6 protein-coding genes and 3 pseudogenes are annotated in these 12,425 nt (G+C 38.3%); all 9 read left to right on the top strand.

Annotated features, from left to right (window positions below; translation table 11 throughout):
• Positions 1-23: 23 nt before the first annotated feature.
• A complete protein-coding gene (locus tag F6K54_RS08505; protein ID WP_293076468.1) occupies positions 24-806 on the top strand; it encodes a transposase in 783 nt (260 codons plus the stop codon).
• Positions 737-1,312, top strand: a complete 576-nt coding sequence (locus tag F6K54_RS08500) for a transposase (protein ID WP_293076466.1) — start codon at positions 737-739, stop codon at positions 1,310-1,312. The genes F6K54_RS08505 and F6K54_RS08500 overlap by 70 nt, the downstream gene beginning before the upstream one ends.
• An 826-nt stretch (positions 1,313-2,138) precedes the next feature.
• The gene (locus tag F6K54_RS08495) at positions 2,139-3,398 is read left to right on the top strand and encodes a 30S ribosomal protein S1 (protein WP_293076464.1); all 1,260 of its coding nucleotides are present in this window, start codon (positions 2,139-2,141) and stop codon (positions 3,396-3,398) included.
• 266 nt (positions 3,399-3,664) lie between these two features.
• Positions 3,665-4,171 (top strand): annotated as a pseudogene (locus tag F6K54_RS08490) (HAD family hydrolase); the annotation flags it as partial.
• Between the two features lie 604 nt (positions 4,172-4,775).
• Positions 4,776-6,719 (top strand): annotated as a pseudogene (gene ltrA / locus F6K54_RS08485) (group II intron reverse transcriptase/maturase).
• A gap of 3 nt (positions 6,720-6,722) precedes the next feature.
• A pseudogene (locus F6K54_RS08480) lies at positions 6,723-6,941 on the top strand (HAD family hydrolase); the annotation flags it as partial.
• 558 nt (positions 6,942-7,499) lie between these two features.
• Positions 7,500-8,759: a methionine adenosyltransferase gene (gene metK / locus F6K54_RS08475; RefSeq protein ID WP_293076462.1), complete on the top strand. Its 1,260-nt coding sequence runs from the start codon at positions 7,500-7,502 to the stop codon at positions 8,757-8,759.
• Positions 8,760-9,646: 887 nt separating this feature from the next.
• Entirely contained in the window at positions 9,647-10,405 is a 759-nt protein-coding gene (locus tag F6K54_RS08470; protein ID WP_366558080.1) for an RNA 2'-phosphotransferase, read from the top strand.
• Positions 10,406-11,103: 698 nt separating this feature from the next.
• The gene (locus F6K54_RS08465) at positions 11,104-12,309 is read left to right on the top strand and encodes an AAA family ATPase (protein ID WP_293076460.1); all 1,206 of its coding nucleotides are present in this window, start codon (positions 11,104-11,106) and stop codon (positions 12,307-12,309) included.
• The last annotated feature ends 116 nt before the right edge of the window (positions 12,310-12,425 follow it).

The following is a 12,425-nucleotide window of genomic DNA, read 5'->3' as shown; positions in this document are numbered from 1 at the left end:
TCTTTTGTGGTATTATTAAGGTCATGATAACCCTCAACTACAGCTATCGAATTTATCCCGACGAAAAACAGGTTGAGTTATTGAATGAATGGCTCGAAACTTGTCGCTGTGCTTATAACTATGCACTTCGGGAGCTAAAGGATTGGATTGCTTCGAGGAAGTGTCCGATAGATAGATGTAGTTTGGAGTCAGAATACATCATGAGTGCTGATTATCCGTTCCCTGGATATCAGCAGCAGCAAAACAACCTTCCTAAAGCAAAAAGGGAATTTCCTAGATTGGCAGCAGTGCCTTCCCAGGTGTTGCAGACAACTATCAGGAGATTGCATGATGGTTGGGACTTTTTCCAAAACAGAGGTTATGGATTTCCTCGCTTCAAAAAGTATGGACAAATGAAGTCCATATTGTTTCCTCAATTCAAAGCAGATCCGATTACAGGATGGCAAATCAAGCTTCCAAAACTAGGAAAAGTCCAAATCAACCTGCATCGAGAGATACCTAATGGTTTTGCTGTCAAGCAGGTGAGAATCCTCAAAAAAGCAATGGGGTGGTTCGCTGTAGTTAGCATTCAATCTGATATCTCTATTTCAGACCCTACCCCCCACGGGCATTTTATTGGAGTCGATGTCGGGTTGGACAAGTACCTGGCAACCAGTGATGGATTTATAGAACCCGGACGCAAATTCTTTGCAACAGAGCATCGTCGGCTGTTGGCGGAAGCCTTGCCGAAGGCTAAGTGCTACAACGCAGACTGTCAAAGAAAAAGAAACGTTCAAGGAACTATGAAAAGACCAGGATCAAGGTAGAAAAACAGCACAATCATATTGCATTCAAACGCAAAGACTATCAGTTCAAGTTAGCCCACAAACTTTGTGACATGGCAGACACAATCTTTGTAGAAGACATCGATTTTAGAACCATGGCTCGTATGTTTTTGGGCAAGCATACCGTTGATGCAGGGTTCGGACAGTTTAGGTCTATTTTGTCCTATGTGGGGAAACAGCGAGGTGTATACGTTGGCGAGGTTGAGCACAAGGGGACTTCCCAGGTTTGTCCAAACTGCCGCATTGAGGTGAGAAAGGAACTTTCTGATAGATGGCATAGCTGTCCAGAATGTAAATATGAGGCTGATCGAGATGTAGCCTCGGCGCAAGAAATCTGCAACCGAGGCTATGAACAACTGAGTACCCAGGGACTCTGGGGGAAAGAAATTGGCTGTCAAGTCGGGCTGTCGGGGGCATTTTGCCTAGATAAGTGGCGTCGGGCAGCAATGTCTAACAGCGATGTTGGAAGCCCGCGCTGTACCTCGTAGAGGTCAGCGTCGGGAGGATGTCACTGATGATAACTATAGGAGTAAGTAAGTTCAAGATATTTTGATATTTTGGAGCTGAACTGCTGAAAAGAATAGTGGATTGATAAATTAGTGTGGCCTCAAATTTACTTATAGAAAAGAATTAGGTAATTTAAGCGAAGCAAATTATTAGAGACTGGGTTAAATAATCTGCAATATATTTGTCCTAAATACATACAAAACTATGGGTTAGCACTGTTTCGGTAACAAGTGATTAATGAAAAACCAACATTTAAGTGTATGGTAAAATAAATTGTTTTGAGTAATAATAGTAGATTAGGGTTAGCTTTTGCTGGATAAAATCTATATTCTATATGATATTCTTAACCAGGCCAGAGGACTTTAATATTCTAGGTGAAGTTTAACTTTGAATGAGACTGACCTAAATTTAATGAAGTGAAAGCCCATAACCAGGCAAGAAGTATTAGCCAAAAGACTCTAAAGGTTTCACTAAGAGCTGATGTCCTAGCAGTACAAGAGCTTTGTAATTAATATATGGGTACAAAAATGCCTAAATCTATATGCGCTCTTTCTTAAGTATATATACGCTCTAATGAAATTAAGGTTTCAGCTCTATCAAGGCCATTCATTAATGGATAATTGATAATGGATAATTGATAATTACCTCTCCCTAAAAGTGAGAGGATTGACAAATAAGGAAAAAATTTATTTTTTTCCCCTTTTAAGGGGAAGCTTTTAACCTGAATTGTTTAATCATTATAATTATTTAATTATTAATTGTTCGGTAAAAAACATTAAGGAGAGAAATCCCAAGAAACTATAACGCATGACAAATTTGAAAACACCCGCCAAAGAAGTTGGCTTTACTCATGAAGATTTTGCAGCTTTACTAGATAAATATGACTATCACTTTAGTCCTGGAGATATTGTAGCAGGAACAGTGTTTAGCATAGAACCAAGAGGAGCATTGATTGATATTGGAGCAAAAACTGCTGCTTATATCCCTATCCAAGAAATGTCAATCAACAGGGTTGAAAACCCTGAAGAAGTTATACAGTCAAATGAAACAAGAGAATTTTTTATCTTAACAGATGAAAATGAAGATGGACAGTTAACTTTATCCATTCGACGAATAGAATATATGCGGGCTTGGGAAAGAGTCCGGCAACTACAAGCTGAAGATGCAACAGTACGCTCACAAGTATTTGCAACAAACCGTGGTGGTGCTTTAGTTAGGATAGAAGGACTGCGTGGATTTATTCCTGGTTCGCATATTAGTACGCGTAAACCAAAAGAAGATTTACTGAACGAAGAATTGCCTCTAAAATTTTTAGAAGTAGACGAAGAACGTAATCGTCTGGTTCTAAGTCATCGTCGCGCCTTAGTTGAGCGGAAGATGAATCGTTTAGAAGTAGGGGAGGTAGTTATAGGGGCAGTTCGTGGTATTAAGCCCTATGGTGCCTTTATTGATATTGGTGGTGTTAGTGGCCTATTGCACATATCAGAAATTTCTCACGATCATATTGAAACTCCTAGTAGCGTACTAAAAGTCAATGATGAACTAAAAGTTATGATCATTGACCTAGATTCTGACAGAGGCCGGATATCTCTGTCAACGAAGCAACTAGAACCAGAACCAGGGGCGATGGTCAAAAATCCACAACTCGTATATGACCAAGCAGAAGAAATGGCGGCTAAGTTTAGAGAAAAAATGCTGGCTGCACAACGGGGAGAGACTATAGAAGAAGCGGTTGAAGCAACAGTAGAAACAGCAGAAACAGCTGAAGTTGAAGCGACGGTAGAAACAGCAGAAGCACCTGAAGCAGAAGCACCTGAAGTTGAAGCGACGGTAGAAACAGCAGAAGCACCTGAAGTTGAAGCGACGGTAGAAACAACAGAAGCACCTGAAGTTGAAGCGACGGTAGAAACAACAGAAGTACCTGAAGTTGAAGCGACGGTAGAAACAACAGAAGTACCTGAAGTTGAAGCGACGGTAGAAACAACAGAAGTACCTGAAGTTGAAGAAGTTGAAGCAACAGCAGAAACAGCAGAAGATGAAGAAAAATCAGCAGCAGCTGTAGAATAAGTAGATTGAGATTAGTAGGTGAATAGGGAGTAAATAAAAGAATAAGTTAGAAAATAACTGAATCAAAAAAAACTTATAGCTACTCCCTATATCCTGCTGACTTAATATTCTTAATCAGAATAAACTCTACTGCAGGATGGCAGAAATAACTAACCAGTTACAAAATCCTAAAAGCCTTACCAATCAGTACTTTTGAGTTTTGAATTTTGACTTCTGTGTAGCGAAACTAAGTAATAATCAAAAATATATTCTTCCCTATTTTAAAAATGGTAGCTATTAACTGCCGAGATGTAATATTCCGAGATATTCAAGCAATAATTTTTGATAAAGATGGCACTTTGGAAAACTCCCAAGAGTTTCTCAGAAATTTAGGACAAAAGCTGGCTCGCCTCATCGACGCTAAAATTCCAGGAATTGGAGAACCATTACTAATGTCTTTTGGGATTGATGGACAAAGTCTTAACCCCACAGGATTAATGGCAGTTGGAAGTAGGCGAGAAAATGAAATAGCAGCAGCAGCTTATATTGCTGAAACAGGTCGAGGATGGTTAGAGTCACTAGCTATTGCCAAAGAGACTTTTGAAGAAGCTGAAAAAATCATGCAACAGTCTGAACCTTCTCCTATATTTACAGGAAGTATGGAATCTCTGAAGTATCTCTGGGAAAAAGGTATAAAACTGGGCATATTATCTGCGGCTTCCACAAAAGCAGTACAAAATTTTGTTAAATACTATCAACTCAACGATTATATCCAACTAGAAATGGGGGTTGATGATGGTCCTAGTGTGCGACTCGTTGGCCACTAAACCAGTGAAACTGGGTATAAACGGCCGTTCCAAGTCAACACATGAGGACAACCTCGACTTGTGAATAACTCTTATATCCTTCGTGGTGAAATTCCACCGCCTTGTTGTTAGGTAGAAAGCATAGACCACGGAGTAGAGACTGAACATCAATCTCCGAAGCTGGTTTAAAAGCGGGAAAATACCAGTTACCGAGGAACGATACCGCAAGCAAAGGCTGACAAGTGGACGAACAGGAAGGTAATTAAACTCTCGTTATGTCAAACCACTCCAAAGGTAGCTATGGAATGTAGGACGAAAGTCAGAGGGTCATTGGATATTGTAATGTTAGGTACAATATCAGCAACCATACCGAACCCTCCGGGAGATTTTACCTCACTAAATCAGCCGTAAAAAGGAATAAGGGAACGAGGAAACCTCTCTAAGACACCTAAGCATATAGGTCGAGAACGAAGGTGCGCCATTCAAGGTCAATCTACAAATTAGTTGTAGGTCTTAGGGAGAGTAGGATTGGGTAAAAAGCAGTAATGCAGACATACCCACTTTTGAATGTAATGTAAGGCAATGAATAGTAATGAATAAAGCTCAGACACTGAAAAGAAAGTTAGGAAATCCTAAACCATTTTCAAGCGTAGCAAGGGATACAGAGGACATATCTTCACAAATTTCAATCAATCCTAACCTTAAATGGAAGGATATTAATTGGAAGAAGGTAGAAAAATCTGTATTCAAATTACAAAAATTGATTTACAGAGCATCCAGCCGTGGCGAACTCCGCAAGATGCACAGATACCAAAAACTTCTTTTAAAAAGTTATTACGCAAGGTTGCTAGCTGTTAGACGCGTGACACAGGATAACCAGGGGAAGAAAACTGCGGGGGTAGATGGTATTAAAAATCTACCACCAATGCAGCGACTAAACTTGGTGAACCTACTCGCATCACGCCACCTCAAAGCAAGTCCCACCCGCAGAGTCTATATACCAAAACCAGGTAAAGATGAAAAGCGTCCATTAGGCATACCTACTATGTATGATAGGGCGCTACAAGCCTTGGTTAAGTTAGGTATGGAACCAGAATGGGAGGCACGCTTTGAGCCTAATAGCTATGGTTTTAGACCAGGACGGTCAACTCATGATGCCATTGAGGCCATCTTTGGAAGCATTAAGCTCAAACCTAAATATGTATTAGATGCTGACATATCCAAATGTTTTGACCGAATTAACCATGATGCGTTGCTGAGAAAAGTTGGTCAAACACCCTATAGACGATTAATCAAGCAATGGTTAAAAGCCGGGGTATTTGACAACAAACAATTCTCAAAAACTGCGGAAGGAACGCCACAGGGAGGGGTAATATCACCCCAAAAGCGCAAACATCGCCCTACACGGTATGGAAGAAAGGCTAGTGGAATTTATAGAAAATCTCCAACTCAAATACCCTTCTGGAAATATGAGCAAAAGAGATAAACGAACCAGCCTATCTTTAATACGCTATGCTGATGACTTCGTAATCCTACATGAGGACGTCAAAATAGTCAAACAAGCAAAAACCGTAATACAGGAATGGTTAAGCCAGATAGGATTAGAACTAAAACCAGAAAAAAACCAAAATTGCTCACACCTTGGAAGGGTATGAAGGGAATAAACCCGGATTCGATTTCTTAGGTTTCACAATCAGGCAATGGAAGGTAAAGACAGCCAAACAAGGGTTTAAGACGCTGATTACACCATCTTCCAAGAGTATCAAAACTCACTATCGGAAATTGGCGGATATATTGGATTCCCACAAAACTGCCCCTACCAGAGCTTTAATAGCTAGGTTAAACCCGGTAATCAGAGGATGGGCTAACTACTTTTCAGCTCAAGTTAGTAAAAGGATATTCAATAAAATGGATAATCTCCTCTGGAATAGAATATGGAGATGGGCAAATAGGAGGCATCCCAATAAGTCGGCTAAATGGGTAAAGAAAAAGTATTTTCCTCGCTGCAAAGGAACCCAAAATTGGTTACTTAATGATGGCGACTATATACTAAACCTGCACTCGGATGTACCCATAGTACGGCACATAAAGGTTAAAGGTAATAAATCCCCTTATGACGGTGACTGGACTTATTGGAGTAACAGAATCGGTAAATATTCAGGTGTAAGGAAAGAAGTCACAACGCTGTTAAAACAGCAAAAGAACAAATGCGCATCTTGTGGACTAACCTTTAGATCGACTGACCTCATGGAAGTAGACCATATAATTCCAAGGTCTAAAGGTGGTGACAACACATATAAGAATAAACAACTGTTGCACCGACATTGCCACGATACTAAAACTGCCCTAGATAAAAAGACATACGCAGAACCAAAGTTACAGGATTTACCTGATGGATATTTATGGGTTGACGATATGTTGATATTAAAGACAGGGATGTACCCATGACAAGGGACGTTTAAGAGAGGAGCCGGATGAGGTGAAAGTCTCACGTCCGGTTCTGAAGACGAGTCGGTTTGGTAACAAACTGGCTTAGTTTAACAAACCAGATCCAGAACTATTCTTACAAGCTTGCCAAAAGTTAGGTGTTACACCAGACAAAGTGTTAATGGTGGGAGATTCTCCCATGGATATAGAAATGGCTAAAAAAGCAGGAGCAGCAGGTTGTATCGGAATTTGTTGGGGCAAGTCAGAAGTTAACTATTTACAGGGAGCAGATGTAGCGATCGCCCATTTAGAAGAAATCAAAGTATTTTGACTACTCCCCGGACTCAAGTCACGGGGATTCTAATAGGTAAAAAGAATATATACAAGTCGCGACATTTAGTTGGCTACGAGATTCATTAGGGTTTACCGACCAAATCTAAAAGCACTGACATATATAAAGTTTTAGCCTTTTTGGAGGGAAAAAAAGTGCCAAGTTTTCAGCTTGAGTGACCAAAAAGTTAGGACTTTGGGCAGACAAGCACAGAAAGATACAGGTAAAATTATTCTTCCTACTTTCTCTTTCTCCCTACCCTCCCCACATTTCCCACACTCTGCTTTTTTCGGCAAACCCTAATTATTTGTGTATTTGCATAACCAACGCCTGTTATAGTAGAAAACAACTTTTAGCTTAGAGACTGTAAAAAGTAATTTAGAATTTTCTGCTTCTGGTCAAAAAAATGTATTAACAAGTAAAAATAATCTCAGGTGAGGCCGTTTAAAATTATCTGACTTCACAGATAGTAGAAAGTAGTTATTTTATACAACCTAACTCCCTAAGCTGAAGTTGATTGAACGGCTAATGCCTGGAAAAATATAGGAGGAACTACTATTGTCTAGTCGTTACTTATTCACTTCTGAGTCTGTTACTGAAGGACATCCAGATAAAATTTGCGACCAAATTTCTGATACTATTATAGATGCTCTACTGACCCAAGACCCTCAGAGTCGTGTAGCTGCTGAAGTAGTAGTTAACACTGGGTTAGTCCTAATTACTGGTGAAATTACAACTAAGGCCCAAGTAAATTACATAGAATTAGCTAGAAAAAAAATTGCTGATATTGGTTATGTTTATGCAGAAAATGGTTTTTCTGCAGATAGTTGCTCAGTATTAGTGGCTTTAGATGAGCAATCTGCAGACATTGCTCAAGGGGTAGATAAGGCCCAAGAAACTCGCGAACAGTTAAGTGAAGAAGAACTTGATGCAGTGGGTGCAGGAGACCAGGGTTTGATGTTTGGTTTCGCCTGTAATGAAACTCCTGAATTAATGCCTTTGCCTATCAGTTTGGCGCATCGTGTTTGTCGTCAACTAGCGGCAGTTAGAAAAACTGGTCAACTTTCTTATTTACGGCCAGATGGCAAAAGTCAGGTAACTATTGCTTACGAAGATGGTCGTCCTGTTGGTATTGACACAATTTTAATTTCTACCCAACACGCCGCTACAATTGGGGAACTTACAGAATTATCAGAAATTCAAGCAAAGATTAAAGAAGACCTCTGGAAGTATGTTGTAGAGCCTATATTTGCAGATATAGAGATTAAGCCAGATTCACAAACTCGTTTCCTTGTCAACCCCACTGGAAAATTTGTAATTGGTGGTCCACAGGGAGATTGTGGTCTTACAGGGCGTAAAATTATAATTGATACTTATGGTGGCTATTCCCGTCATGGCGGAGGAGCTTTTTCTGGTAAAGATCCTACGAAGGTCGATCGTTCCGCAGCTTATGCTTGTCGCTACATAGCAAAAAATATTGTGGCAGCAGGTTTAGCAGAAAAATGTGAAGTTCAAATTAGTTATGCGATCGGAGTAGCAAGACCTGTGAGCATGATGATTGAAACTTTTGGTACTTCTAAAGTAGATGAAGATAAGTTACTAGAAGTAGTTAAAGAAAACTTTGAACTTCGTCCAGCAGGAATTATTCAGACTTTTAACCTCCGAAACTTACCTGCAGAAAGGGGAGGTCGTTGTTACCAGGATGTTGCTGCATATGGCCACTTAGGACGTACCGACTTAGATTTACCTTGGGAGCAAACAGATAAGGTAGAGTTACTGAAGGAAGCATTTAGTCCACAGTTAGCGACTAGCGTGTAATTAAGTGTCCATAGAGTTTGAATAATAAATAATATCTGATTTTGAGCAACCAAGAGAAGTTTCTTTTGGTTGCTGTTTTTTGACACTCTCACCGTTAAATCTCGCGATTCTAACGGGAGATTCTTGTATCACAGATTCTTAACTAGGTAACAAATCAAACAAGTTGAGTTGCACCCCCGCTACTACCATCTCCACAAGCTTTCTTGCTCCGTCTTTACGCGCTCGGAAACCTCAGCGCAGGCGGTGCGCTTTTCTCAGACCGTGTGCCCCACGGCTATTGATTACGATTATAACACCAAAAATCTGCCCGTGTATTGCTCAATTATTTTTCTGGTTAAAATTCATCTTACCGTTAAACCTAACGATTATAACGCAAGTCCTCTTGAACAATTTGTAATAATCATTAGTATTCAGTTATGATCCCTCTGCTTTTTAATTTTTATTTATTTTTCCTTGCTTTCAAGTCTAGCTACTTTATACCAATTTGATAAATATTTGCTATAAATAACTAGGTTATTTCTGAGGAGTAAAGTAGGAGAGACGTCGGATTAGCGAGGTACAAAATGAATATCTTGGATACCATTTATTAGGTCATAATTTATCTTTTTAGTCTAAGGAAAATCTCCTGTCAAGTAGGGGGAATGGCCAGGAAGCTCCTACTGCCTTGATTATCCGTAACATTCTTTTTCCCAATTGGTATTAGCTCATCGAAGTCAAAAAGATTACATCATTTTTACCTATCCTTGACACTTTTTGTATTCTTAATGTAATATACTGGCATTACAAAAAATAATTTTACTTTTGTATTTGATTTGCTAGACAATATAAACTATCCTAATTTGCTCAGTTGAATAAGTAAAAATAAATATATTAATTGTCAAAAAATAATGAATTCTAAGAATAGACCTCTGGCAAAAGTTTTAATTAAATCAATTCAAGATATTAAATCAACAATTCCCTATTCCCTATTCCCTATTCCCTATTCCCTATTCCCTAGCTTCTGCAAGAAGTCTAATAATAATATGAATAATTATCGTATAGAAAAAATCAGCAAGTATCTGAGTTGGGTTTTGAGACATCGCCCGGATAAAATAGGTATAAAACTTGATGCTAATGGTTGGGTTGCTATTGAAGAACTGTTGAAAGAATCTCAAAATCATAACTTTCCTATAACTCAAATAGAATTAAATGAGGTTGTAGAAAAAAATGATAAAAAACGCTTTTCTTTAGACTCTACTAAGACTTTAATTCGTGCTAATCAAGGACACAGTTTAACAGTTGATTTACAACTAGAAGCAATCAAACCTCCAGATATACTTTATCATGGCACAGGAAATCATTTAATTGACTTGATTAAACAGACTGGTCTACAAAAAATGTCTCGACATCATGTTCATTTATCAAAAGATATTAATACTGCTATAAATGTCGGGAAAAGAAAAGGAAAACCAGCAGTATTTGCTGTAGATGCAAGTGCCATGTACAAAGATGATTATAAATTTTACTTTTCTGCAAATCATGTCTGGTTAGTTGATGAAGTTCCCTCACAGTATTTAGAAATAATAGACATCTCCAGAAAAGAGGGAACACTTAACTGGGAACAGGGAACCCACCCCTCGCCCCTCCCCCTCCCAACCCACCCCTAGCCCCTCCCAGGAGGCAGGGCTGTTTCATTCTCGATAGACACGGGGACGCGGAGACACACCAGACACGGGGATCGAGGCTTTTAAGTAGCGTTGAACCAGATATTCTCTCAGAGCTTAAAGACGCGTACTTTGCTGAAAAATCGGCAAGTTTTGGTTAATTTCACTGTTCCACTATCTTCTCATCTCTCGTTATCCCTAAATCGTTAACTTACGGGACTTTAAAACAGCCCTGCCTCCCAGGAGGGGAGGGGAATAATTGATAATTTATGGATAATAATTGATTGTCTTTTTGATTTTTGGAGATGTCTAATGAGAAAATAATCAAAGTAATTAATCAAGTATCAAATTAATTATGAAAGTTGAATAGTGAATGAGATAAAGACTATTTTCAAAAGGAATTTATTTATCTTTTCTTTTGCGGGTTTAATATCCCACACCTCACCTGCGGTGTTCAAAATTATTTGGGGTTAGAATCGATAAGCAATTTTCTCTCCTGATATCATGTCCGGATAATTAGTGATAAAAAAACTTTCTCCTTCAACTCCAGTTCTTCTTCTTTCTTCCCTCTTTCCTCCTGACTCCTGACTCCTGAGGACTGACTCCTCCGTAGTTATTTATTTATCACTGTTCAACCGGACATGATATGACTCCTGACTCCTGACTCCTGACTCCTTCTTCAAGTAGATTTTTGACAAAATATGGGAACAGAATATTTCGGTAGTAAAGAAAATTATCAACAAAATAATCCTCAAAATAAAGGTTTATTAGGAGCTGGTTGGCGACCACTTCATCGAGACTTTGATTTGGAATATCTATGGTATTTATTATCTAATGATCTTTGGGAACTAAGTCAAAAAACTCTTGATATAGCTAGCGATCTTGCTGATGCTTTGGGTCGTCATCAATTTGCTTGGTGGGCGAATATATTAAATGTTTTTTCGGAAAATACACGATATGAATTTGATGAATTTTGGGACTATATAACTCCTCAACCTCCAGCTCCAGATTATCGTTATCAAGATGTATTAAGTGTAGAAACACCTGTGACACGCACTATTACTAGAGATACTATTGCTATTGAATATGTTCTTAATAGATTACAGGAAATTACTATTTTTAAAATACTTGATTTATTGGGTAAACCTGACATAATTACTCAATCATTCATGGAAAGAAATTTTTACTATCCGATAGAAAGATTTATCAGTTGGCAAAGTCTAGAAACTTTAGGAACAGTATATGGTTATTGGTCAAGATATTCTTGTTGGTTACAAATAGAAACTTATGATAAAGGTAGACGTTACTACAGTTTAATTGCTAAAGATATAGCACCACTTGTGAGAAAATCAACCTATAATATGGCAGTGATGGTAAGTGGTTATCAATGTCGTATAGGACAGGTTCAAAGTCAATTTCCGATCGATACATTTCCTCAAGATATTCAAAATTTTACTGACACAGTACAACAAGCAATTCTAGAACAAAATCAATTAGCTGTATTAGTAAGTGGAAAACCAGGAACAGGTAAAACAGCTTGGACTCAAGCATTAGCAAAAGAAGTTCTAGTTCCTTTAGGATATGTAATTTTTATATTAGATCATGATGCAGTAGAAAATTTTGTACCACCAGCATATCTAGAACAAATTTGTATTATTATCAATGAGGCAGATAATTTAGCTCAGGACCGCTCGCTTCAAGCTGCACAAATTAACAATAAAACAGAACATATTCTCAGTTTGCTAGATGGTACTTTATATCAAAGTGTCGTAGATGAATCAGGAATTAATCTGAAACAGAAATTAGTTGTTTTAATGACCTGTAATACTAAAGAAAGGCTAGATCCAGCTATTTTACGCAAAGGTAGAGTAGATTTAATGTATGAATTTACTTACTGCTTTGTGTAAATTTGCGTAGAACTTAGTATTGTTTATAAAGTTTTCATGTAGACTTTAGTTTATCAACAAAAGCTTGCTAAAATGTATTAAAGATTAGAATTATAACTCTTAAGTGGGAAATATAC

Origin of the sequence: Okeania sp. SIO3B5 (assembly GCF_010692555.1) — a bacterium.
GTDB lineage: Bacteria > Cyanobacteriota > Cyanobacteriia > Cyanobacteriales > Microcoleaceae > Okeania.
Note: the sequence above shows the minus strand (reverse complement) of the source record. Positions and strands in the feature narration are given on the sequence as shown.